This window comes from Ramlibacter sp. AN1133 (assembly GCF_037890035.1).
GTDB lineage: Bacteria > Pseudomonadota > Gammaproteobacteria > Burkholderiales > Burkholderiaceae_C > Ramlibacter.
The window spans coordinates 25,691-49,572 of the sequence record NZ_JBBKTQ010000006.1; the positions used below are offsets into that span (position 1 = coordinate 25,691).

23 protein-coding genes are annotated in these 23,882 nt (G+C 71.9%); 15 read left to right on the plus strand and 8 right to left on the minus strand.

Annotation, left to right across the window (positions count from 1 at the left end; translation table 11 throughout):
• Positions 1–2: 2 nt before the first annotated feature.
• Complete coding sequence (locus WG923_RS09825; RefSeq protein ID WP_340350771.1) at positions 3–3,794, minus strand: translocation/assembly module TamB domain-containing protein; 3,792 nt, start codon at positions 3,792–3,794, stop codon at positions 3–5.
• Between the two features lie 11 nt (positions 3,795–3,805).
• A complete protein-coding gene (locus WG923_RS09830) occupies positions 3,806–5,587 on the minus strand; it encodes an autotransporter assembly complex protein TamA (RefSeq protein WP_340350772.1) in 1,782 nt (593 codons plus the stop codon).
• 200 nt (positions 5,588–5,787) lie between these two features.
• Here WG923_RS09830 and gloA point away from each other — a divergent pair, with 200 nt between their 5' ends.
• Positions 5,788–6,183, plus strand: coding sequence for a lactoylglutathione lyase (gene gloA / locus WG923_RS09835; RefSeq protein ID WP_340350773.1), 396 nt, complete (start codon positions 5,788–5,790; stop codon positions 6,181–6,183).
• On the opposite strand, the gene WG923_RS09840 is transcribed toward gloA, so the two are convergent.
• The 3 genes from WG923_RS09840 to edd are packed head-to-tail and all read right to left on the minus strand — an operon-like array spanning position 6,141 to position 9,450.
• Positions 6,141–6,989 carry an alpha/beta hydrolase gene (locus tag WG923_RS09840; protein WP_340350774.1) on the minus strand — a complete coding sequence of 283 codons (849 nt, stop codon included), beginning with the start codon at positions 6,987–6,989 and terminating at the stop codon, positions 6,141–6,143. The two genes, gloA and WG923_RS09840, sit on opposite strands and share 43 nt — an antisense overlap.
• Entirely contained in the window at positions 6,986–7,633 is a 648-nt protein-coding gene (eda, locus tag WG923_RS09845) for a bifunctional 4-hydroxy-2-oxoglutarate aldolase/2-dehydro-3-deoxy-phosphogluconate aldolase (RefSeq protein WP_445322917.1), read from the minus strand. The genes WG923_RS09840 and eda overlap by 4 nt, the downstream gene beginning before the upstream one ends.
• Positions 7,630–9,450 carry a phosphogluconate dehydratase gene (edd, locus tag WG923_RS09850; protein WP_340350776.1) on the minus strand — a complete coding sequence of 607 codons (1,821 nt, stop codon included), beginning with the start codon at positions 9,448–9,450 and terminating at the stop codon, positions 7,630–7,632. Before edd ends, eda begins: the two co-directional genes overlap by 4 nt.
• 160 nt (positions 9,451–9,610) lie before the next feature.
• Between edd and WG923_RS09855 the strand changes: the two genes are divergently transcribed.
• Complete coding sequence (locus WG923_RS09855; protein WP_340351062.1) at positions 9,611–10,174, plus strand: gamma-glutamylcyclotransferase; 564 nt, start codon at positions 9,611–9,613, stop codon at positions 10,172–10,174.
• 158 nt (positions 10,175–10,332) lie between these two features.
• A complete protein-coding gene (locus WG923_RS09860; RefSeq protein ID WP_340350777.1) occupies positions 10,333–11,349 on the plus strand; it encodes an ice-binding family protein in 1,017 nt (338 codons plus the stop codon).
• 48 nt (positions 11,350–11,397) lie between these two features.
• Here WG923_RS09860 and WG923_RS09865 read toward each other — a convergent pair whose 3' ends face one another.
• Positions 11,398–12,198, minus strand: a complete 801-nt coding sequence (locus WG923_RS09865; RefSeq protein ID WP_340350778.1) for a Crp/Fnr family transcriptional regulator — start codon at positions 12,196–12,198, stop codon at positions 11,398–11,400.
• A gap of 174 nt (positions 12,199–12,372) precedes the next feature.
• Here WG923_RS09865 and WG923_RS09870 point away from each other — a divergent pair, with 174 nt between their 5' ends.
• From WG923_RS09870 to WG923_RS09920, 11 genes are all read left to right on the plus strand, one after another.
• Positions 12,373–14,337 carry an ice-binding family protein gene (locus tag WG923_RS09870; RefSeq protein WP_340350779.1) on the plus strand — a complete coding sequence of 655 codons (1,965 nt, stop codon included), beginning with the start codon at positions 12,373–12,375 and terminating at the stop codon, positions 14,335–14,337.
• 31 nt (positions 14,338–14,368) lie between these two features.
• A complete protein-coding gene (locus WG923_RS09875) occupies positions 14,369–15,136 on the plus strand; it encodes an outer membrane beta-barrel protein (protein WP_340350780.1) in 768 nt (255 codons plus the stop codon).
• The gene (locus WG923_RS09880) at positions 15,133–15,459 is read left to right on the plus strand and encodes a hypothetical protein (RefSeq protein WP_340350781.1); all 327 of its coding nucleotides are present in this window, start codon (positions 15,133–15,135) and stop codon (positions 15,457–15,459) included. The genes WG923_RS09875 and WG923_RS09880 overlap by 4 nt, the downstream gene beginning before the upstream one ends.
• A 23-nt stretch (positions 15,460–15,482) precedes the next feature.
• Complete coding sequence (locus tag WG923_RS09885; RefSeq protein ID WP_340350782.1) at positions 15,483–15,857, plus strand: hypothetical protein; 375 nt, start codon at positions 15,483–15,485, stop codon at positions 15,855–15,857.
• Positions 15,854–16,285, plus strand: a complete 432-nt coding sequence (locus tag WG923_RS09890) for a hypothetical protein (RefSeq protein WP_340350783.1) — start codon at positions 15,854–15,856, stop codon at positions 16,283–16,285. Before WG923_RS09885 ends, WG923_RS09890 begins: the two co-directional genes overlap by 4 nt.
• Positions 16,261–17,319 (plus strand): AI-2E family transporter YdiK, encoded by a 1,059-nt coding sequence (gene ydiK, locus WG923_RS09895; RefSeq protein ID WP_340350784.1) that lies wholly within the window; start codon positions 16,261–16,263, stop codon positions 17,317–17,319. Before WG923_RS09890 ends, ydiK begins: the two co-directional genes overlap by 25 nt.
• Before the next feature lie 161 nt (positions 17,320–17,480).
• Positions 17,481–17,792, plus strand: a complete 312-nt coding sequence (locus WG923_RS09900) for a BON domain-containing protein (protein WP_340350785.1) — start codon at positions 17,481–17,483, stop codon at positions 17,790–17,792.
• Between the two features lie 26 nt (positions 17,793–17,818).
• Complete coding sequence (locus WG923_RS09905; protein WP_340350786.1) at positions 17,819–17,965, plus strand: lmo0937 family membrane protein; 147 nt, start codon at positions 17,819–17,821, stop codon at positions 17,963–17,965.
• Between the two features lie 55 nt (positions 17,966–18,020).
• A complete protein-coding gene (locus tag WG923_RS09910) occupies positions 18,021–18,344 on the plus strand; it encodes a DUF1840 domain-containing protein (protein ID WP_340350787.1) in 324 nt (107 codons plus the stop codon).
• Between the two features lie 23 nt (positions 18,345–18,367).
• Positions 18,368–20,905, plus strand: coding sequence for a magnesium-translocating P-type ATPase (gene mgtA, locus WG923_RS09915; RefSeq protein WP_340350788.1), 2,538 nt, complete (start codon positions 18,368–18,370; stop codon positions 20,903–20,905).
• An 89-nt stretch (positions 20,906–20,994) separates the two neighbouring features.
• Positions 20,995–21,810, plus strand: a complete 816-nt coding sequence (locus WG923_RS09920; RefSeq protein WP_340350789.1) for a helix-turn-helix domain-containing protein — start codon at positions 20,995–20,997, stop codon at positions 21,808–21,810.
• Positions 21,811–22,000: 190 nt separating this feature from the next.
• Here WG923_RS09920 and WG923_RS09925 read toward each other — a convergent pair whose 3' ends face one another.
• Complete coding sequence (locus tag WG923_RS09925) at positions 22,001–22,558, minus strand: nucleotidyltransferase family protein (protein ID WP_340350790.1); 558 nt, start codon at positions 22,556–22,558, stop codon at positions 22,001–22,003.
• Between the two features lie 37 nt (positions 22,559–22,595).
• Between WG923_RS09925 and pdxH the strand changes: the two genes are divergently transcribed.
• The gene (gene pdxH / locus WG923_RS09930; RefSeq protein ID WP_340350791.1) at positions 22,596–23,243 is read left to right on the plus strand and encodes a pyridoxamine 5'-phosphate oxidase; all 648 of its coding nucleotides are present in this window, start codon (positions 22,596–22,598) and stop codon (positions 23,241–23,243) included.
• 139 nt (positions 23,244–23,382) lie between these two features.
• On the opposite strand, the gene WG923_RS09935 is transcribed toward pdxH, so the two are convergent.
• Positions 23,383–23,880, minus strand: coding sequence for a DUF3299 domain-containing protein (locus tag WG923_RS09935; RefSeq protein WP_340350792.1), 498 nt, complete (start codon positions 23,878–23,880; stop codon positions 23,383–23,385).
• Between the last annotated feature and the right edge of the window lie 2 nt (positions 23,881–23,882).

The following is a 23,882-nucleotide window of genomic DNA, read 5'->3' on the forward strand; positions in this document are numbered from 1 at the left end:
GTTCAGCGCACCGGCTCGCTTGCGCGGCGCCGGCCCAGGCCGTCGAACGCGAAGGTGAAGATCAGGTCCACCCCCGCGCGCTCGCCCGCCTCGGCGCGCACCGTCACGCGCTGCGAGACGTCGTAGAAGATGAACAGCGTGCCCATGGCCCCGGACAGGCTGCGCTCGTAGGCGGCGTAGAAGTTGTCCGCGAAGCGCTTGCCCACCCGCACCACGGCGCCGGCGGTGGCGTCGGTGCGCACGGTGACGTCGTCGAGCCCGAGCTTGCCCGCGATGCCCTTGCCGGTGCCGCCGCGGCCGGCGAGCAGCGCGCTCGCCGCGCGCTGCAGCAGCGCGGTCTCGGCGCCGCCGCCGGCCGAGGAGCGGCCCAGCACCAGGTAGGACAGCGTCTCGGCTTCCGACAGCCCCGCTTCCGAATACAGCTCCACGTGCGGCGACTGCGCGCGCCCGGACACCTGCACGCCCACCTTGGGCGTGAGGTTCGGCCGCAGCGCGAGGATGTCCAGCGCCGGGTTGTCGGGCGCGCCGGTGAAGCGCAGCTCGCCTTTCTCGATGTTCATGCGCTGGCCGTAGGCCTCGTAGGTGCCGCCCGCCGTGCGGATCAGCCCGGTGAGCTGCGGCAGGCCGCCCGCCGCGGCGCCCTCGACCTGCACCGAGCCGACCAGCCGTGTGTCCACGCCGCGGCCGCTGACGCGGAAATCGTTGCCGAGATCGAAGCTCACCTTCATCGTCACCGTGCGGCCCGTGCCCTCGCTGGCCGCCGGCCGCACGCGGCGCTCCGCCTCCGTCACCGCGACGCCCGGCGCGTTGCGCACGATCACGTCCTCGCCCAGCCGCGGCGGCGTCTCGTCCGGGATCTGGATGCGGGCGCGATCCACCCGCAGCTGCCCGGTGATGCTGGTGCCGGTGCGGTCCATGCGCGCTTCCACGGGACCCGACACGGTGAGCTGCCGGTCGCTGCGGATGCTGGCTCGCAGTTGCGACAGCTGCGCGTGCGCCTCGAACACCGGCCCCTCGGCCGTCCACGTCCCTTCGCCGTAGGCGAGCAAGGTGCCGCCCCCGCCCCCCTCCTCGCTGCCGCGCAGCAGGAATTCGCTCACGGCCAGTTTCTGCCCGGCCAGCTGCGCGCGCAGGCGCCCGTTGCGCAGCTCGATGCCGTCCACCACCGAACGCAGGGCGAGGTCGTCCGCCTGCACCGGCCCCGCCAGCTGCGGCAGCGCCCGCGTGCCGGCAACCGTGATGTCCGCGGTCAGCGAACCGCGCAGCCGCCATCCCGGCGGCGCCAGCAGCGACCAGACGCCGATGCGCGGCAGCTGCGCCTGCACGCGTCCGGCCAGCGGCGCGTCCGCGGGCCACTCCCAGCCGCCCTCCGGCGTGTGCGCCAGGCGGCTGCGGATCTCGCCTTGCGCGTGGCCGGCCCGCTCGCTGTCCCACAGCAGGTTCAGCACCACCTGCTCGCCTTGCGTCGTGAGCGTCACCCGCGCCTCGCGCACGCCGGCGGTCACGCGCGCGGCCGCGCCGTCGATGCTTTCGGCCAGCACGTTGACGTCGCCGCGCACGCGCGCCAGCGTGGCCTCGATGCGCGGCGTGGGCCCCAGCACGGCGTTCCACTGCGCATCGAACACCATGTCGCCGGACAGCGCCGAGCCGGCGAGTTGCGGGCCGCCGAACAACTCGATCCACGCCATCGGCAGGCCGGCCAGGCGGCCCGAGGTGGCGAGCTGGCCGCGCTCGCGGCGCACCGGCGTCCACGTGAGCAAAGCGTCGGTCGCGGGTGCGCCGCCGCGCATCGCCGGGGCCCGCAACAAGGCCTCGCCGGCCGACAGCGTGAAGCTCTCGCCCTGCAGCCGCCAGTCCACCGGCCGCTGCAGTTGCAGCCGCCAGGCATCGCGCGTGAGCGCCGGGTCCCGCACGGTGAGCGCGAGGCTCGCGACCTGCCCGCGCCACAAGGGCGCGGCAGCTAGCGTTCCCGCCAGTTGGCCGGTAGCGGTGAGATCGAACTTGCGCTGGCCCTGCTCCGCCTGCGCACGCAGTTCCAGGGCGGCATTGCGCAGCCGCCCCTGCAGGCTCAGCGTGGCTTCGCGCAGCAGCCAGGGGGGCGTCGCGTTCGGGCCGCCGGCGGCTGGCTGCCACGCCAGCGATTGCGCCGTCACGCGTCCCTGCAGCGCGGGGTCGCGCCAGCCGCCCTGCCACGCGAGCTGCGCCTGCGCGTTGCCGCGCAAGGCCAGCCCCTTGAGCGCATTGGCGAGCCCCGGCCAGCGCGCCAGCCAGCGCTGCGCCTGCGCGAGGTCGCTGGCGGCGACGTCGGCGTTGCCCTGCCCCCGCGTTTCGGAGAGGCTGCCGCGCGCGGTGGCGCGCAGGCCTGGCGCCTGCAGTTCGAGTTGCCCGCTGCCGGCGGCCTGGGCCAGTTGCAGTTCGAGCTTGCCGTCCAGGGTCGCATCGGCCGTGCGCACGCGCAGCATGGCCAGCGACAGCGCATTGCCGGCCCAGCGCCCCTGCGCGGACACGTCGCGCAGTTCCAGCGCGCCGGCGGCCGCGAGCACGCCCTGGGCGTCGCCCTTGGCGCGCCGCGCAGGTGCACGCGGCGCGCCTGCCTTGAGCGACAGCACGAAGCCGACCGCGCCGGGCTCGCCTTCGAGCTCCAGCGGCCCCGTCAGCGGCAAGGGCGCGAGCCGGCCGTGCAGCTGCGACGGATCGACATCGTCCACCCGGCCGGCGAAATGCCAGCCGCGCTCCTTCCAGCTGCCCTCGCCCGTGACCGTGCCGCCGCCGGCTTTCGCTTCCAGGCTGCGCACGAGGGCCATGCCGCCGCGCCAGTCGCCCTGTGCCCGCAGCGATGCGATCGGCAGCCGTCCTGCGTCCCACGGCCCGGGCAGCGCGTTGCGCAGCTCGCCGCGCAGGGCCCAGCTCTTGTCCGCCTGCGGCACCACCTCGACATGCCCGGACAGCCGCGTGCGCGGCGCCTGCGGCCAGAACAGCGCGGCATCGAGCTGGCGGAAGTCGGCCTCGCCCTGCGGCACCGGCATGGCATCGAAAGGCGTGATGCGCGCCGTCGCCGTCGCCTGCGGCAGCAGGCCGCGGTCGGGCCGCGGCTGCAGCACGTGCAGCTGCGCGCGGGCATCGATGCGCGCGGCCGGCCCCTGCGCCTGCAGGCCGAATTCGATCGGCACCGGCTCCGCGCGGCCCGGCACCGGCGCCTGGAAGCGGCCGGCCAGCTTCGCATCGAGCGTCATGGGCGGCAGCGCGAGCATCTTCGCCTCGCCGCTGTAATCGCCGCCGGCGATGTGCAGCGACTTCAGTGCGATGCGATGGTGCAGCCCGTCGAAGGCATAGCCGCCGGCCAGCCCGCTGGCCTGCAGCTGGAAGCGGCCGTCGTAGGCCAGTTCGCGCACCTGCAGCTCCTCGACGTTCACGCGCCAGGGCAGGCGCAGGTCGGTGGGCGGCTTCAGCGGGTCCGGGCTGGCGGGGCGGCGGTCGGTCACGCGCGCGCGGGCCACCTGCACCTGCTGCAGCTGCAGTGTCTTGTTCATCAGGGCGAGCGGCTGCCACTCGAGCCGGATGTCCTCGGCTTCCAGCCGCAGGCCGTCGCGCTCCCAGACGATGCGGCGGATCTTCCAGCCGCCGCGGATCGAGCCTTCCACGCCCTCGGTGCCGAGGGGCCCGCCGCCGATGCGGTGCAGCAGCCAGTCGAGCGATCCTTCCTGACCCGCCCACCACCAGAGGCCCGCGGCCAGCAGGATCAGGAGCAGGCCGAGGTTCAGGACGATGCGCGTCGTCCAGCGTGCCGCGCGCAAGGCCCGGGCCTTCAAAACACGAACCCCGCGCTGAAGTGCAGGCGGAAGCGCCGCGCCTGCATGCCGTAGGCGATGGCGCCCTCCACCGGGCCCACCGGGCTGCGCCAGCGCACCCCGGTGCCGATGCCCACCTTGGGCTTCAGGTCGCCGATCTGGTCGGCCACGGAGCCGGCGTCGACGAACAGCGTGTGCTCGAACTCCGTGCGCCGGCCGCCGCGGACGATGGGCCGCTGCCACTCGACGCTGCCCACCGCGAGGTAGCGGCCCGGGCCGACGAAGCCGCCGGGCAGCGGCACGCCGATGTCGAGGTACTTGTAGCCGCGCACGGTGGTGTCGCCGCCGGTGCGGAACAACTGCGGCGCCGGGATGGTCGCATTCTGCCTTGCCAGCACGGCGCCGCCTTCCGCGCGCAGCTGCAGGCGACCGCGTTCCAGCGGGCGGAAGCCGAGCCAGCGCACGACGGTGCGCTGGAAGGGCTGGCGCACGTTGCCCAGCGTGAGGCCGCCGCCCAGCTCCAGGCCGATGCCGTAGCCCCTGGTGGGCAGCTGCAGGTCGTCGAAGTAGCGGCCCGTCCAGATGTAGTTGCCGGTGATCGCCGAGCCGGTGCCCGTGTCCACCGGCGTGAGTTCCACGTTGCGCGGGTTGTCCACGGTGGCCCGCTCGTACTGCACGTACATGTTGCGGTCGATGCGGTCGCCGTTCTGGAACCGGCCCATGCGCAGGCGCTGGCTGTTGGTGACCAGCCGGTCGTCGTCCAGCCGCTCGGCGCGCGCCAGCGCCGCCCAGCGCCAGCCGGATGCGTCGGGAATGGCGATCCACTCGGTCTGCAGGTACGGATTCTTCTTCTCGGCCTGCAGCTTGGTCACGGCCCGCCAGCCGATCACGGGCAGGCGGTTGTGCGTGTGTTCCACCGTCGCGCGCGGGCCGCCGTCGGTGGTGAAGCCCAGGCCCAGCACCACCTTCTGCAGCGGCGCCTCGCGCACCGTGACCTGCACCGGCGCCGCCTGCGGGTCGGACTGCGGGTCGATGAAGATGAAGGCCGAATCGAAGTAGCCGCTGCCCGCCAGCCGCAGCTGCGCCTGCACGATCCTGTCCTGGTCATAGACCGTGCCTTCCGGCAGGCGCGCCAGCCGCGAAACCAGCACCGGGTCGTAGCGCTCGATGCCGGCGACGCGCACGGGGCCGAGGCGGAACAGCGCGCCCGAATCGAGCCGCAGCCCCAGCTTGGCCGACGCGCTGGCGGCATCCACGTCGGCCAGGCTGTAGCTGATGCGGCCGGCCGGATAGCGGCGCGCGAGGAGCTGGCGCGTGGCGGTGGACTTGGCCTGGTCCCAGGGCGCCGACGCGAAGGGGCGCCCGGCCGGCAGTTCCCAGCCGGCGACGATGGCCTGCCGCTGCGCCACCGCATCGGCGTCGGTGCTGGTCGCGATGTCGCCCTCGAACGCGATGTCCACGTCGGTGACGCGCGTGCGTTCGCCCGGCTGCACGTCCACCACGAGGCGCGTACGGGGGCCCGGTTCGCGCGCGATGCTCACCTGCGGCGCGAAGTAGCCCTGGGTGGCCAGCAGTTCGCGTGCATCCTTGTCGGCCAGCACGATCAGGCGCGCGATCTCGGCGTCGTCGAGGTCGCTCACCTGCCGGTAGCGCCGCAGTTCGAGGTTGCGCTCCAGCAGTTCGCGCAGCGGGCCGGGCGCGCGCACGACGAGGTCGAACGCGGGCTGCTGGGCCTGGGCCCACGCGGGCTGCGCGAGCAGGCACAGCAGTGCCAGCCCGGCGGATGCCAGCAGGCGCATGGCGTGGCCGATCGCGGGAATCCCTTCAACAGCCGGACGCAGAGGACGCAAAGGGTACGCAAAGGACGCGAGAAACTTCCATCGAGATGGATGGAATCCTTTTGCGTTCTCTGCGTACCCTTTGCGTCCTCCGCGTCCGGTAGTTCGGCTGTTCGGCTGCCCGAGTGTGGGGCTTTTCATCAACCGCCCATAATGCCAGCATGCGACTCCTCCACACCATGCTGCGTGTCGGCGACCTGCAGCGCGCCATCGATTTCTATACGAAGGTTCTCGGGATGGAACTGCTGCGCACGACCGACCGGCCGGACCAGAAGTACTCGCTGGCCTTCGTCGGCTACGGGCGCAACCCCGAGCATGCCGAAATCGAGCTCACGTACAACTACGGCGTCGAAACCTACGAGCTGGGCACGGCCTACGGCCACATCGCGCTCGGCGTGCCGGATGTCTACGCCGCGTGCGACCGCATCCGCGCGGCGGGGGGCAACATCACGCGCGAGCCCGGCCCGGTGAAGGGCGGCAGCACCGTGATCGCCTTCGTGACGGATCCGGACGGCTACAAGATCGAGCTGATCCAGCGCTCCACCGACTCCGAATAGGGCCCCGGCAGCCCCAGCTGGCGGTCGATGTCCATGTGGCCCCGGGCCACGGGCTGCACTTCGACCTTCACGCCACCGCGCTCGGCCCGCGCCGCGAACGCCTGCGCCTGGGCGCAGGCGGCGGGGCCGCGCGTGGAGCACACGGCCAGCATCCTGCGCGCGTCGCGGGCCATGGCGTGCAGCGGCGACACGGCGCGCCAGTAGGCGTGGCTGGCGCCGAAGGCCCGGTCGTACAACTTCGCGTGCGGGGCATTCATCAGCGCCGGCACGTCGAAGGCGGGGTTGTCCAGGCATACGGTGCCGCGCCACGGATCGGCGCCCTGCTCGCGCGCCAGCGCCGGCTCCGCCGACAGCAGCGCGACGAGGTGCGCCCCGGAGGAATGCCCCATCAGCACGCAGTGCGTGGCATCCGCGCCCCAGCCGGAGGCGCGCCGCTGCACCTGCGCGAGCGCCTGCGCGACGTCGCGCGCCTGCTCCAGCGGGTGGGCCTTCGGCAGCAGCCGGTAGTTGGTCGAAACCACGACGTAACCGCGGGCCGTCCAGTAGCGCACCTTCGCGAGCGCGCCGCCGGAGCGCTTGTCGCCGCCGCTCCACGCGCCGCCGTGCACCAGCAGCAGGAGCGGCCCGCCGGCCGTGCCGGGCAGGTACGCATCGAAGCGCTGGCGGCGGTCGCTCCCGTAGGCGATGTCGCGCTCGGCGCGCACCGCCAGGTCGTTCATCGCCGCGGCGATGGCGTTGTCCTGCTGCGCCCGCGCGGGCAGGGCCGGCAAGGCGAGCGCCGCGCGCAGCAGCGCCCGCCGCTTCATCCGCGGGGCAGCGCCGCCGCCTGGGCGGCAAACCGCGTGATGCGGGACCAGTCGCCGGCCTGCAGCGCGTCGGCCGGGACGATCCAGGAGCCGCCGACGCAGGTCACGTTGGGCAGCGACAGGAACTCGCGCGAGTTCTGCAGGGTAATGCCGCCGGTGGGGCAGAAGCGCACGTCGTTGAAGGGACCGTGCCAGGCCTTGAGCATGGCCGAGCCGCCTGCCTGCAGGGCGGGGAAGAACTTCAGCGCGGTGTAGCCGTCCTCCTGCGCCAGCATGATCTCGGTGCCGGTGGCCACGCCGGGCAGCAGCGCCAGTTCCAGCTCGTGGCAGGCCTTGCCGACGGCGTGCGTGTAGCCCGGGCTCACCGCGAAGCGCGCGCCGGCCATCACCGCGGCCTGCGCGTCGGCGGCACTGCGCACCGTGCCGGCGCCGACCACGGCCTCCGGCACTTCCTTGGCGATCGCCTCGATGCAGGCCAGCGCCACCGGCGTGCGCAGCGTCACTTCCAGCATGCGGATGCCGCCCGCCACGAGCGCGCGCGCCAGCGGCACGGCCAGTGCCACGTCGGTCAGGACGATCACCGGGATCACCGGCGCGTCCTCCATCACTTCCCTGGATGTCGGCCGCGCCGACAGGGGTTTCATAGCCATGTGCAGGCGCCCTCCTCCGCCATCATCGCATTGCGGCGGAAGCCCGCGAAGAGTTCGCGCCCGACGCCGTGGCCGTTCGCCGCGGCCTGCTCGCCCGTGATCTGCGCCGGCTGCCGCCTGGCCCATTCCGCCGCATCGACCAGCGCTTCGAGCTTGCCCGCGGGCGCATCGAGCCGCACGAGGTCGCCGTCGCGCAGCAGCGCGAGCGGGCCGCCCGCGGCCGCTTCGGGGGTGACGTGGATCGCGGCCGGCACCTTGCCCGAGGCGCCGCTCATGCGGCCGTCGGTGACCAGCGCCACGCGGAAGCCCTTGCCCTGCAGCACCGCCAGCGGCGGCGTGAGCTTGTGCAGCTCCGGCATGCCGTTGGCCCGCGGGCCCTGCCAGCGCACCACGCAGACCACGTCGCGATCGAGTTCGCCGGCCTTGAAGGCGGCCTGCAGGGCGTCCTGGCTGTCGAAGACGCGCGCCGGCGCCTCGATCACGTGGCGGTCGTCGGGTACCGCGGACACCTTGATCACGCTGCGGCCCAGGTTGCCAGTGAGCAGCTTGAGGCCGCCGGTGGGGCTGAAGGGCTGCTGCGCCGGGCGCACGACGCCCGCATCGCGCGACGGCCCGATGTCCTTCCAGGCCACGCCGCGCTCCGCATCCGCCACCGGCTCACGCGTGTATTCGCGGATGCCGCCTTCGCGCACCGTCAGCACGTCCTCGTGCATCAGGCCCGCATCGAGCAGTTCGCGGATCACGAAGCCCGGGCCGCCGGCGGCCTGGAACTGGTTCACGTCGGCCGAGCCGTTCGGATAGACGCGCGCCAGCAGCGGCACCACGGAAGACAGTTCGTCGAAATCGTTCCAGTCGATGGAGATGCCGGCGGCGCGTGCCACCGCCACCCAGTGGATCAGGTGGTTGGTGGAGCCGCCGGTGGCCAGCAGCGCCGCCATCGCGTTGACGATGCAGCGCTCGTCGACCATCCTGCCGATCGGCGTGAAGCGGCGCGCCTTGAGGATGCCCAGTGCCGTGCGCACGGCCTCGCGCGTGAGGTCCTCGCGCAGCGACAGCTGCGGCTGCACGAAGGCGGAGCCGGGCACGTGCAGGCCCATCGCCTCCATCAGCATCTGGTTGCTGTTGGCGGTGCCGTAGAAGGTGCAGGTGCCCTGCGTGTGGTAGGCCTTCTCCTCGGCTTCCAGCAGTTCCTTGCGGCCGACGAGGCCCTGCGCCGCCTGCTCGCGGACGCGGGCCTTGTCGCTGTTGGACAGGCCGCTGGGCATGGGGCCGCCCGGCACGAACACCGTGGGGATGTGGCCGAACTGCAGCGCGCCGATCAGCAGGCCGGGCACGATCTTGTCGCAGATGCCCAGCATCAGCGCGGCGTCGAACACGTCGTGGCTCAGGCCCACGGCCGTGGCCATCGCGATCACGTCGCGCGAGAACAGGCTGAGCTCCATGCCCGCCGTGCCCTGCGTGACGCCGTCGCACATGGCAGGCACGCCGGCGGCAACCTGGGCCGTGGCGCCGTGCTTGCGGGCCTCGTCCTTGATCACCTGCGGGAAGCTGGCGTACGGCGCGTGCGCCGACAGCATGTCGTTGTACGAGTTGACGATCGCGATGTTCGGCGCGCGTTCGGCGACGACGCGGAACTTGTCGCTGGGCGGGATGCCGGCGAAGGCGTGGGCGACGTTGGCACAGCCCATCCGGTCGGCGCCGCGCTCGCGTGCGGCCGCCTCTTCGATACGGGCAAGGTAGGCTGAACGGCTGGGGGCGCTGCGCTCGCGGATGCGCTGTGTCACCGCCTCCAGCACGGGGTGAAGTTTCATTCGGGATGGCGCCAGGAGGTGTTGCTTGCATCCTACCCCGCCGTGCCCGGCTTGTGGCCCGTCGGCAGGTACGAACCGGTTACCAACATCCGGACGGTACCGCGTGCGCTAGAGTGGCGGCGTGAGCGAAGTGTTGAAGCCGCATCGCGACCCGCAGCGCATGCTGGAGCACGCCCTGGCCGAATGGGGCGGCCGCGAGGACCTGTGGATCTTCGGCTACGGGTCCCTCATCTGGCGCCCGGAGTTCGACTACGTCGAGCGCCGGCCGGCGCGCGTGCACGGCTGGCATCGCGCGCTGAAGATGTGGAGCCGCATCAACCGCGGCACGCCCGAGCGCCCCGGCCTCGTCTTCGGCCTGCTCACCGGCGGCTGCTGCCGCGGCATGGTGTTCCGCATCCCGCGCGAGGAAGGCGCGCAGACGCTCGCGCGCCTGTGGAAGCGCGAGATGACGCTGGCCGTGTACGACCCACGCTGGCTCGCCGCGCACACGCCGCAGGGCCCCGTGCGCTCGCTGGCCTTCACCCTCTCGCGCAAGAGCCCCAGCCACACCGGCGAGCTGAGCGAGGACGAGTACCGCGCGATCTTCGCCTTCGCCTCGGGCATCTACGGCACCACCCTCGATTACGCGCACCGCACCTTCGAGGAACTGCAGCGGCACGACATCCGCGACCGCAACCTCGAGCGGCTGCTGCGCAGGATCCAGGCGGAACAGCGCAAGTCCTAGGAGACTCCTAGCCCTCGATCGTGGCCGGGGCGCAGTCGGTGCGCTGGCGCACCGACTGCTGCAGCGCGGCCCGCTACCGTGACGGCTGGCCGACTGGCGCTGCATCCGCATTCTCGCGGGGAGCCGCGGCGCACGGCCGCGGGCTCCAGGAGCACTCCATGACACTCAAGATCCTTTCTCCCGCCCTGGTGGCGGTGTTGCTCGCCACGAGCGCTCCGGTGTTCGCCCAGGGCCAGTCCGACCACGGGGGCCGCCAGGGGGACGATCGCCGGCAGCAGCGCCACGAGGACGGGCGGCACGCTGCGCCGGAACACGACCAGCACGGCCGGCACCATGACGGGCACGGCGATCCACGGCGCGACGCGCCGCCCCTCGGCGCGGCGTCGGGCTTCTCGGTCCTGAGCGCGGCCCGCGGCGGCACGGGCGCGGTGACCTGCACCAACTCCAGCATCGCCGGCGATGTGGGCTCCTCCGGCTTGCCGGTCTCGGTCACGCAGACCGCCTGTGCGATCGCGGGAGCCGTGGTCGCGCCGGTCTCCACCCAGGTGCTGGCCGACTTCAACGCGGCCTACGACCGATTCGCGGCCATCCCATGCACGGCAACGCTGGACGCTGCCTATACCGGCATCGCGCTCACGCTGGCGCCAGGTGTCTATTGCAGCGCGGCCGCGGTGACGTTCACCGACACCGCCTTGACGCTCGACGGGCAAGGCGATGCGAACGCCAGCTGGCTCTTCAAGATCGGGACCGCCGGCACCGGCGCGCTGACCGGCACCAACCTTTCAGTGGTGCTGGCCAATGCCGGGGCACCCTGCAACGTGAACTGGTGGGTTGCGCAGGCCGTGACGATGACGACCTCCGCCTTGCAGGGCAGCATCCTGGCCGGCGCGGCGATCACGATGACGGGCCTGGCCGGCAACACGACGCCCTTCAACGGGAATGCCCTGGCGAAAGGCCCCGTCACCTTGACCGGCATCACCGTCGCCGGCTGCAGGGCGTCCGTCGGCCCCGGCACGGTGCCTGGCATGTGCAACCAGGGCGTCGGCAACGGGCCGGAGCACTGCGATCCCGGCAACTCCGACCACGGCAGGGTGTCCCCGTTCGGTCCGAACTCCAACGACGAGCTCGGCGGCGTGCCCGGCTATCCCGGCCGCAAGGGCGGGAACAAGAAGTAGACCGGCAGGCATGCAACGCCGGATGACTGGCGGCAATCCGCCGGCTGGTCATCCGGGCGCTGCGGGGAGCACGCCGCGCTGCGGCTCGCCCTGGCGCAGGAGGCGGAACGCCGCCCGCAGCGGGGCGATCGCAGCGTGCTCGCAGGCGCCTCGCAGGCGCTGGTACTCGGCCGCGAGGACCATGAAGCACTCGCAGGCGCGCTCCTCCAGCCCGCCGCGGTCGAGAATGGTGATGTGGCCGCGCGAGTACGCGATCAGGCCGGCCTTCTGCAGCTTCAGGGCCTCCGAGGTGACACTGCCGCGGCGCACGCCGAGCCAGCAGGAGAGTTCCTCGTGCGTCATCTTCAGCCGGCTGTCCCGCTGCAGGTCCATGCCTTGCAGCAGCCGCAGGCACAGCCGCTGCTCGATGCTGTGGTGGCGGCTGCACACCACGCCCTGCGCGACCTGCGCCTCCTGCGCCATCATGTACTGCAGCAGCAGCCGCGACACCGCCCGGGAAGCATCGAATTCCGCCCGGATCCGCGCGGCGCTCAAGCGCAATGCACGGCCCGCGCCCTGCACCACCGAGCGCGTCGGCGCGCCGCAGCCCATGAAGGTCGACACGCCGACCATGCCCTCCCGCCCGACGATCGCGACCTCGTCGCAGCGGCCGTCCTCGGACTGGATCTGCAGCGACACGACGGCGCGCAGCGGAAAGTAGGCGTGGCGCGGCGGCTGCCATGGTTCCTGCAGCACCTGCCCCGCCGCCAGTTCCACCCCTTCGAGCCAGCCGTTCCAGCGCTCGCCATCCTCCTGCGGCAGGGCCGCCAGCAGCTGGTTGTCACGCGCGTCGAAGGCGGCGAGCTGCATCGGATCTCCCCAGGTTCCATTCCCTTATAGGTGGCACCCCGCGCCCGGAGTTGACTGCCATCAAGCTTTGCGTGCGACAGCGTACCGATGCTGCTCGACCAGCGCGCTATGTACCTTGGCGTACAGACCGATCGCCGCGCAGTCTTCATCCTGCGCTCCATGTGGAGGCTCAACATGAAGACTGCATCGAAACTCGTCCGACCACGGCTGGCAACCCTGCTGCTGGCCGTGCTGATCGCGGGCTGCGGCGGCGGCGGCCGCGACCCCATCCTCGGCTTCGACGGGCCTCCGCCCGCGCCACCCGCGCCACCCACGGTCACCGCGGTCGCGCCGCTCAACGGCGCGACCGGCGTCGCGCTCAACAATGCCGTGATCAGCGCGGACTTCAGCGAGCGGATGTCAGCCCTGGGCGGCACTGCCACTTTCGTCGTCACCTGCGCGGCGCCCTGCACCAGCCCCGCAGGCACCGCGAGCCTGGATGCGGCCAGCCGCGTCGCCACGTTCGCGCTGCCCGCGGGCGCTTCGCTCGCGCCCCTGACGCAGTACACCGCCACGGTCACAGGCGCGCGCAGCAGCGTCACCGGACTGGCGATGACGGCGCCTTTCGTGTGGCGCTTCACCACCGGCGTGGCAACCGACACCACCCGACCGCGCGTCACGCTGACGGTGCCGGCGACCACCGTGCCCGGCCCGACGGCCGGCGTCCCCGCGAACACCGCGGTGACGGCCGCGTTCACCGAGGACATGGCGCCCACCAGCATCTCGGCGGCGAGCTTCACGCTCACCTGCGCGGCGCCGTGTACCGCGCCCGCGGGCGCGGTGAGCTACGTGGTCGCCAACCGCACCGCCGTCTTCACGCCGACCGCGCCGCTCGCGGCGGGAACGACCTACACCGCGACCGTCACCACGGCGGCCACGGACCTGGCCGGCAATGCACTGGCGGGCAACCAGGCCGCCCTCCCCGCGGCCAGCAACTACGTGTGGACCTTCCGCACCGCGGCGGCCGTGCCAGCCGCCCGCGTGTCGGTCGCCAGCACCAACCCCGCCGCCAACGCCGGCAACGTGTGCCCGGATGCCGCCGTGAACGCGACGTTCACCGTGCCCTCCGGCCTGCGCATGGATCCCGCCAGCATCAGCGCGGCCAACTTCGCGGTGACCGGGCCCGCGGGCGCCGTCATCGTGCCGGCCTCGGTGGCGCTGGACGCCGCCACCGGACGCATCGCCACCTTCACCCCGCTCGCACCGCTGCCGCTCGGCGCGTACATCGCGCGCGTGCGTGGCGGAGCCGCCGGCGTCAAGGACCTCGCCGTGCCGGGCAACACGCTGGTCAGCGACTTCGTCTGGGGCTTCACGGTCGTGTCCTGCGCCGTGGTTCCGCCGCCGGTGCCGTTCCCGCTGGGCGCGGCCGCCCCCTTCGGCGTGTTCGGCGGCTCGGCCGGCACGACCAACCAGGGCATCCTGACCATCGTCAACGGCGACATCGGGACCACCGGGGTGTCCACCACCGTCACCGGCTTCCACGATGCCGGCCCGGGCTGCACCTATACCGAAACGCCGCTGAACATCGGCGCCGTCAACGGGCAGATCTTCACCGCGCCGCCGCCGCCGACCCCGGGGTGCCCGAGCGAGGGCACGGCGGTCACGCTGGCCGTCGCCACGCAGGCGCGCGCGGATGCGCTGATCGCGTACGGCCAGCTGGCCGCGCTGCCCGGCGGCCCCGACCCCGGCGCCGGCAACCTGGCCAACCGCACCCTGGCGCCCGGCGTGTACACGGCGGCCGCGGGCACCTTCCGCATCCAGGGCGGCGACCTGACGCTCGATGCGCAAGGCAACGCGAACGCGACCTGGGTGTTCCAGATGGCGACCTCGCTGACGGTCGGCGGCCCCGGCGCGGCCTTCCCGAGCAGCGTGATCCTCACCAACGGCGCGCAGGCGAAGAACGTGTTCTGGCAGGTGGGTTCGGCCGCCACGATCAACGCCGGCGGCGGCGGGACGATGGTCGGGACCATCATTTCGCAGGCGGGCCAAGCCGTTTCCACGGCCGGCGCCCTCGCGGTGACGACGATCGACGGGCGGCTGCTGTCGCTGGGCCCGTCCGTCACGCTGGTCAACACCGTCATCAACGTGCCGGCACCGTGATGCGCCGCCCTCCCTTCACGAAGGACGAATCATGAGGATCACTTCCAGACACACCGTGGCACTCGGCTGCATGGTGGCCGCCGCCCTGGCCGCGCCCGCCAGCATGGCGCAGGGCGCCCGCTGGTACGGCGGGGCCAGCCTCGGGCGCTCCGCCGCCACCATCGACGACACGCGCATCACCAGCGGCCTGGCCGGCCAGGGGCTGGCCACCAACAGCATCTCCCACCGCGACCGCGACACCGGCTACCGGCTGTTCGGCGGCTACCAGGTGAACCGCAATTTCGGCATCGAGGCGGGCTGGCTGGACATGGGCGAAATGGGCTACACCGCCACCACCACGCCGGCCGGAACGCTGGTCGGGGATGTGCGGTTCAAGGGCCTCAACCTCGACATCGTCGGCACGCTGCCGATCACCGAGCGCGTCTCGCTGCTCGGGCGCATCGGGGGCGCCTCCGTCCGCAGCACAGGCACCTTCAGCGCCACCGGCGCGGTGACGATGCCCTACGCCGCCAGCAGCACCAGCGCGCGCCACTTCGGGGCCAGGTATGGCATCGGCGTCGCCTGGCGGCTCACCGATGCCTGGGAACTGCGGCTCGAGGGCGAGCGCATGCGCGTGAACGACAGCGTGGGCAACCGCGGGCACGTGGACCTCCTGAGCCTGGGGGTCGTCTACTACTTCGGCGGCGCGGCTGCACCTGCGCGCGCTGGCGCACCGGCGCCCGCCCACGTCGCCGCACCCATGGCGACGCCGTTCGCGGCCGACCTTCCCGAGCTTTACACCGAAGAGGAACCCTCATGATGAACACCACCCGCACTTCCGTCGGCGCCCGCGTCTCCGATGCCGCCGACGAAGCCAGGCACTTCGCCACCGACGCGGCCGGCAGGATCGGCGAGACCGCCCGCGAACTGCGCGACGACGCTGCCGATCTCGCCCGCACCGGCGTCGAGACCGTGAGCGACGCGACGGCCGCGGCGCAGAGGCAGCTGGGGAACTATGCAAGGGCGACCCGCCGCCACGTGGCCAGGGAGCCGATGAAGTCGGCCCTGATCGCCGCCGCCATCGGGGCCGCCGCGACCGCGCTCGTGCTGGCGATCTTCCGCAACCGGCGCGACGCGGACTGAGGCCCTTGCGCAGGGGGCGCGGCATGGCTCACCCGATCCTTTCGGTGCTGGTGGCACGGCCGGACCTGGTCGTGGAGCATGTCGCCGGCTACGCGGAGCTGGTGCGGGAAGAGGCCTCGGCGCTGGGCACGCAGCTGGCCAGGCGTGCCATCGCCGGCGTGCTGGCGGCCGTCGGCCTGCTCGTGGGGCTGACCACCGCCGGCGTGGCGGTGATGCTCGGCGTCACGCAGGGCGCATTCCATCCGGTGCTCGTCGCGGTGCCGGGGAGTGCGTTGCTGGTGTCCGTCTTGGCCTGGGTCGTGGCGCGGCAGCGGCTGCCGGCGGAGATCTTCGGCGAGCTGAAGGCGCAGTTCGACGCCGACGCGCGCGCACTCCATGCAGCAGGGGCGCGGACGTGAGCAAGGCCGTCTCCAGGCTCGCGCGCAGCCGCCAGGCCATCAGCGAACAGATGGCGCAGGCCACGCAACGGCCGCAACGCGGCGAGGCAGGCGGCTGGTTCGCGCGCCTGAGGGCCGCCGGGAGCACCTGGTGGCGCTACCACCCGGTGCACCTGGGCCTGCAGCTGGCCACGCCCTTCGTGTCGGCCTGCGCCAGCCGCTGGCCGTGGCCCTTCCTGGCCGTGGCCGCCGCCAGCGGCGCGCTGATCGCCGTGACCCGCCCGTGGCGCCTGCTGGCCGTGTCCGGCGTGGGGGCCGCCGTTGCCAGGTTCTCGCGACTTCCCGCCCTGCTGCTGTCGGGGCTCGCCGCCGTGGGATCGCGGGGAATGCCGGTCACGCCAACGCAGCGGCTTGCGGGTCACCCATGGCGGAACGTCAACGCGAGCTGACCCGCACGCTGCTGGGCGCGATCTTCCTGGGCGGGTTGATCGTCGCCTCGCTCTGGATCCTGCGGCCGTTCCTTGCCGCGGCGATCTGGGCGACGATGATCGTCGTCGCCACGTGGCCCGTGCTGCTGTGGTTCCAGGCCCGCTTGTGGCGGCGCCGGTGGCTTGCCATCGTGGCCATGACCGGGGTGCTGCTGCTGGTGTTCGCGGTGCCGCTGGCGCTCGCGATCGGCACGGTCGTCCTGAACGCGGACGAGATCGTCGCGTGGGCGAAATCCATGGCCAGCTTCCGCATGCCGACGCCACCGGCCTGGATCGCCCACCTGCCCTTCATCGGGCCGAAAGTCGTGCCGGTCTGGGAACAGGCCGCGGCGTCGGGGGTCGAGGGACTGCTGGCGCGGGTCATGCCTTATGGCGGAAGGCTGGCGCAATGGCTGGTCGCGGAGGCCGGCAACGTGGGGATCCTGTTCATGCAGTTCCTGCTGACGCTCGTGCTCACGGCGTTGATGTACGCGGGCGGCGAAGCGGCCGCGCGGGTGGTCCTGCGCTTCGGCCGCCGCCTGGCCGGGGACCGCGGCGAGAACGCCGTGCGGCTGGCCGGCCAGGCGATCCGCGGCGTCGCGCTCGGCGTGGTCGTCACGGCGATCGTGCAGGCCGCGCTCGCCGGCATCGGGCTCGGCGTGGCCGGCGTCAAGTTCGCCGGCCTGCTCACGGCGGTGGTCGCCTTCCTGTGCATCGCGCAGCTCGGCCCGTCGCCGGTGCTGATCCCCGCGGTGATCTGGCTCTATTGGAGCGGCGAGACGGGCTGGGGCACCTTCCTGCTCGTCTGGTCCATGATCGTCGTGACCATGGACAACGTCCTGCGGCCCCTTCTCATCAAGCGTGGCGCCGACCTGCCGCTGCTGCTGATCTTCGCCGGCGTCGTCGGCGGGCTGCTGGCGTTCGGACTGGTGGGTGTGTTCGTCGGGCCCGTCGTGCTCGCCGTGGCGTATACGCTGCTGCGCGCCTGGATCGACGACGACGGGCTTGCAGCCTAGCGCCCATGCCGGCCATCCGTCGCCTCGCACCCCACGCATTTGCGGAGCATCAACTGCGATGCGCGCAAGCCCGCGCGGGCCCCTCGCAGGAAGCGGCCGCGGCCTAGATTGCAGGCGCGGTGCAGCACCCGCCCCCTCCGAACCCTGAAAGGAGATCCACCATGTTCATGCGTTCCACCCTCACCGCCCTCGCCGCTGCCGTCCTGCTCGCTGCCGGCGGCTGCGCCGTCACGCGCGGCCAGGAAACCGCGGGCGGCTACGTCGACGATGCCACCATCACCACGCGCATCAAGGGCCGCTTCGTCGAGAACCCGGACGTGGCGGCGACCAGCATCAAGGTCGAAACCCTCAATGGCACCGTCCTGTTGTCCGGCTTCGCGAAGAACGCGACGGAAAAGTCCACCGCGGAGAGGATCGCCCGTGAAGTCAGCGGCGTGAAGTCGGTCCGCAACGAAATCCTCGTGCGGCCCTGAGCCCGCGCCCGCGCAAGGAGAAAATCATGCTCTTCACGATTGCCGTCGTCCTGGTCGTCCTCTGGCTCCTGGGCCTGGTGACCTCGTACACCATGGGCGGCCTGATCCACGCGCTGCTGGTGATCGCCCTCGTCGTGATCGCCGTGCGCCTGCTGCAAGGCCGATCCCTCTAGCGGCCCGCGACGCCCGCTCGCCGCGCCCGCCAACGAACCGAGGCCGTACCGCACCATGACCTACAAGTTCAAGTCCAAGGCCACCGGTGACCTGATCATGCTGGATGCCGATGGCCGGCGATTGCTGGAAATCATCGGCAAGGATGCCGGGCCCAGGGGCATCATCCTGCCCGGGCAGATGGCCGCGGCGGTGCAGGCCCTGGAGGAGGCCATCGGCAGGCAGGAAGCGGAGCACGGCGCGCTGATCGACGCAGCGAAGGGCCAGGGCGCACTGCCCCCCGCGCTCGACGAAGTCCCGTTGCGGCAGCGCGCCATGCCCTTCATCGACATGCTGGTGCGCTGCGCGAAGGAGGGAGCCGACATCGTCTGGGGCGTCTGAGTGCCCCGCAGGTCGCGCAACTGATGCGGACTGCTCCGTCGCCGCCAGACTACTGGAGCCAGCCGCCCGGGCGGCTGATGGAGCGCTTGCGCGCCGCGCCCACCGGCCTCACCGGCGCCGAGGCCCGCGCGCGCCTGGCGCAGCACGGGCCCAACTCCCTCGAGAGTGCCAGGAAGGCCGGTGCGCTGGGCCTGTACGCCAGGCAGTTCGAGAGCCCGCTGATCCTGATCCTGATCGTCGCCTCGGGCGTGTCGCTGGTGGCCACCGAATGGGTCGATGCCGTCGTCGTGCTCGCGGTCGTCTTCGGCAGCACGATCCTCGGCTTCCTGCAGGAGTTCATCGCCAGCCAGGCGATCGAACGACTGCGTTCGCAGGTGACCATCCAGTCGATCGTGCTGCGCGACGGGGTGGAACGCACACTGCCGTCGTCGCAGGTCGTCCCCGGCGACGTGGTGCGGCTGGCCGCCGGCAGCCTGATCCCGGCCGACGCCCGCGTGCTGGAAGCCAACGATTTCTTCGTCAGCCAGGCCGTGCTCACCGGCGAGACCTTTCCGGTGGAGAAGATGCCCGGCACCGTGGCCCCCGCGGCGGTGCTGGCGGCGCGCAGCAACTGCGTCTTCATGGGCACCAGCGTGCGCAGCGGCACGGCGCGGGTGCTGGTCGCGGCGACGGGCAGGGACACCGTCTTCGGGCAGATCGCGGGCCGGCTCGCGCTGCGTCCGGCGCTGACCGAGTTCGAACGCGGCATCCAGCGCTTCGGCTACCTGCTCACGCGCATCATGCTGGCGATGGTGGTGGTCGTCCTCGCCATCAACATCTTCCTGGCCAAGCCGCCGGTCGCCTCGCTGCTGTTCGCGCTGGCGCTGGCGGTCGGACTCGCGCCCGAACTGCTGCCCGCCATCGTCAGCGTCACGCTGTCGCACGGCGCGAAGCGGATGGCGCGGCTGGGCGTCATCGTGCGGCGGCTGAATTCCATCGAGAACCTGGGCAGCATGGACGTCCTGTGCACCGACAAGACCGGCACCCTCACGGCCGGCGTCGTGCAGCTCGATGGCGCCGTCGACGTGGCCGGCCAGCCCAGCCCCGGGGTGCTGCGGCTCGCCTGCATCAACGCGCGCTTCCAGACCGGCATGGCGAACCCGCTGGACGAGGCCGTGGGCGCGGCCGGGGACCGGGCGGGCGTGGACCTGGCCGGGGTTCGCAAGATCGACGAGATTCCCTACGACTTCGTGCGCAAGTCGCTCTCCGTCGTGGCGGGGGACGCCGGCGCCGCGCGCCGCCTGGTGACGAAGGGCGCGCTGGCCAACGTGCTCGCCCTGTGCGACCGGGTGCGCGACGGCGTTGCCGCGGTGCCGCTCGATGCGGCGGCGCGGGCGGCGATCGAGGCGCGCTACGACGGCTGGAGCACCCAGGGATTCCGCGTGCTCGGGGTCGCCTCGCGCGAGGTGGACGAGCGCGCCGGTTCGTATTCGCGCGCCGACGAAGCAGGCATGTGCTTCGAGGGCTTCCTGCTGTTCCTGGATCCGCCCAAGGACGACGCGCGCCAGACGCTCCTCGACCTGGCGCAGCGCGGCGTGCGGCTGAAGATGATCACCGGCGACAACCACAAGGTGGCCCGCCACATCGCGCAGGCGATCGGCCTGCCGGTGGAAGTGACGCTGACCGGCGCCGGCCTGGCCGCTATGAGCGACGAGGCCCTGCTGCACTCCGCGCAGCAGGCCACGGTGTTCGCCGAGGTCGACCCCAACCAGAAGGAGCGCATCATCCTGGCGCTGCGCAAGTCCGGCCACGTGGTCGGCTACATGGGGGACGGCATCAACGATGCGCCCGCCCTGCACAGCGCGGACGTCGGCATCTCGGTCGACACCGCGGTGGACGTGGCCAAGGATGCCGCGGACTTCGTGCTGCTGCGCAAGGACCTGACCATCCTGCGGGCCGGCATCGACGAAGGCCGCGTGATCTTCGCCAACACGCTCAAGTACATCCTGACCACCATCAGCGCCAACTTCGGCAACATGTTCAGCATGGCGGTGGCCTCCGTGCTGCTGCCCTTCCTGCCCTTGCTGGCCTCGCAGATCCTGCTGAACAACTTCCTGTCGGACATCCCGGCGGCGGCGATCGCCAGCGACAACGTCGATGCCGAGTGGGTGGCCAGGCCGCGCCGCTGGGACACCGCGTTCATCCGGGACTACATGGTGCTGTTCGGCCTCGTGAGCTCGGTGTTCGATTTCCTCACCTTCGGCGCCCTGCTCTGGGTGTTCCATGCCGGCGCGGAGGAATTCCGCACCGGCTGGTTCATCGAATCCCTGCTGACGGAACTGGTGATCGCGCTGGTCGTGCGCACGCGGGGCCCCTTCTGGCGCAGCCCGCCGGGGCACCTGCTGCTCGCGAGCACCGCGGGCGTGATCGCGCTGACCCTGGCGCTGCCGTACCTGCCGTTCGTGTCCGTCTTCGGCTTCGTGCCGCTGCCCGCGTCCATGGTGCTGGCGATGGTCGCACTGACGCTGGCGTACGTGGCCGCAGCCGAGGTGGCCAAGCGCAGCTTCTACGCCCGACGCTAGCGGCCCGAGGCCGGGCTCCTATGTACGACAGCGCACAGACCCGCGCAAGCCCCGGATTCATCCTTTCGCCACCTTTGGCCAAAGGACCCATGATGCTGCCCCGCCTCGTCGACCCTGCGCCCGGCGATTCCCTGTCGAGAGCGGACCCGCTCCCGTCGTTGCGGAGCAGGAGGCGCGATGGCCCCGGCGCCGGCAACGACGCCGCGCAGCCGCCGCCGCTGCATCTTCTTCGTTACGACGCCCACCGGCCGGCGGACGCCGGCGACGCACGCTTGCCGGAGGTCGACGGCCAGGGGTTCGCGCCGCGCCGGTTGCACGCCGGTCGCAGGGTCTTCGTGCAGGGCCAGGCGTTCGACCATCTGCACTCCGTGCATGCCGGCAGCTTCAAGACGGTGATCGTGCTTCCGGACGGCCGCGAGCAGGTCAGCCAGTTCTGCTTCACTGGCGACCTGATGGGGCTGGACGGCCTGGGAGGCGGCATCCATGCCAGCACCGCCACCGCGCTGGAGGACAGCGTCGTCTTCGAGGTGCCGGTCACGAGCCTGTGCGACGCGGCGGTGCCCAGCAAGCCCTGGCACGAGGTGCTGTACTGCCACATGAGCCGGGAGATCGTCCGCGAGCACGCCCAGATGCTGCTGCTCGGCAGCATGGGGGCGTTCGCCCGCCTCGCGACCTTCCTGCTCGAACTTTCCGACCGCATGGCCGTGCGCGGCTTCTCGCCGCTGGATTTCCACCTGCGCATGACCCGCTGCGACATCGGCAGCTACCTGGGCCTGAGCATGGAAACCGTCAGCCGCATGTTCTCGACGCTGCAGCAACACGGCGTCATCCATGTGGACAGGCGGCACGTCGTCATCCGCTCGCCCGGGCAACTGCGGGAGTTGCGGGACCGGAACAGCGCCTGAGGCAGCGCCGTACCGTAGCCGTACCTACGTCGCGGCGCCCCGGGCTCGCCCGCCGGCGGCGCCACGACGTCGGCAGTGGAAGCGGCCATCTTCCGGATTCCTGCCTCGGCACGAGGGACGGACTCCTCCCCTGAGCGGACTTCCGTGCCCCCCGCGGCGCGCAGCGCCCAGGCCTCGGGCGAGATCCATGTCAGGCGCGGGAATCCGCCTGGCCCCGCAGGCGCCGGTCGAACAGGCGCTGCGCGCGCGCGAGGTCTTCGAGCGTGTCGATGTCGGTGACGATGCCCTCGTCGGCGAGTTCCAGCTTCAGCGGCTGCCCGGCGCGCACGATCGCCGCCGCGCCTTCGGCGCCCTTCAGGGCCATCAGCGCGGGACCGTGCTGCGCGCCGAAGCCGACCGGATGGCCGCGCGTGCCTTCATGCACGGGCAGCACGATGGACGCGCGTTGCAGCGCCTGCGCCACCGCGCGCAGCGACTCGGCGCGCACCAGCGGCAGGTCCGCGGGCAGCACCAGCCAGCCGCCGGCATCGGCGGTGGCGCGCACGCCCGCCGCGATCGAATCGCCCATGCCGGGATGGCCCGCGTCCTCGACGTGGAACGGCAGGCCGCTCGCGCGCACCGCGGCCAGCGTGTGCTCGATCACCGGCTGGCCGGCCAGCAGCGCCTGCAGCTTGGAGCCCTGGCCGCCGGAGGCGAGGAAGCGTTCGCCGCGGCCGGACGCGAGCACGAGGACGAAGGGGCTTGCCATGGGGAGCGAAGTTAGCACCGAATGCGACAATCCCCGCATGACCAGCCCGTCCGAACACATCGCCGACCTGCGCAAGAGCTACGAGCGCGCCGAGCTGAGCGAGGATGCTTCGCATGCGGACCCGCTGCAGCAGTTCGACCAGTGGCTGGCCGAGGCGATCGCGGGGCAGATCCCCGAGCCGAACGCGATGACGCTCGCCACCGTGGCTGGCGACCTGCGTCCCAGCACGCGCATCGTGCTGGTCAAGGGGTACGACGCGCGCGGCATCGTCTGGTACACCAACTACGAGAGCCGCAAGGGCGTGGAGCTGGCGGGCAATCCGTATGCGGCGCTGCAGTTCCACTGGGTGGAGCTGGAACGCGTGGTGCGCATCGAAGGACGCGTGGAGAAGACGAGTGCCCAGGAAAGCGACGCCTACTACGCGAGCCGCCCGCTCGATTCGCGCATCGGCGCCTGGGCCAGCCCGCAAAGCCAGGTGATCCCGGGCCGCGGCATGCTGGTGGCGAACGCGGCGAAATACAGCGCGCAATTCATGCTGAACCCGCCGCGTCCGCCGCACTGGGGCGGCTATCGCCTGGTGCCGGATGAATGGCAGTTCTGGCAAGGCCGCAAGAGCCGCCTGCACGACCGGCTGCGGTACCGTCTCGACAACGGCGCCTGGGTGCGGGAGCGTCTGGCGCCTTGAATGCGGACTTCCGGACGCAGAGGACGCAAAGGGTACGCAGAGGACGCAAAAGAAAACCTTCTAAAGTCTTCTTTGTCTTTTTTGCGTCCTCTGCGTACCCTTCGCGTCCTCTGCGTCCGGAAGTTGGCTGTTCCCCTGCCTACTTCACCGCGACGGCCTCCGTCACGCGGTAATACAGCCCGTACTCGTCATCGCTCAGCGTGACGAACTTGCCTTCCACCGTCACCGGTTCCATCGTGTAGCGCACCGGCGTCTTCGCCTTCACTTCCACCATGCTCTCCGGGCCGCCCGGCAGGCAGAACTGGCAGGTGAGGGGGACGGAGCTGAGGAGGAAGTGCGTCTGCTTGTCGCCGGGCTCCAGCGGCATCATGAAGCCCTGGATGCGCTGCGGCTTCTGCGTCAGCGCCAGGTGCTCCTTCGTGAACACCGGCAGCAGCCGGTTCTTCTCGTTCTTCGTGCTGACCGACGTGAGCAGCGACCAGGGCACCACGTCGTTGCGCTCCTGCAGCGGCGGGAAGGGACTCAGCGGACTGTGCACGCCGGCCCCCGTGCCCTGCGGGATGCCCGCGGGCGACTGCGCCCAGGCCGCGCCGGCGACAAGGGAGGTGGCCAGGACCAAAGTTGCGATCTTCTGCATGG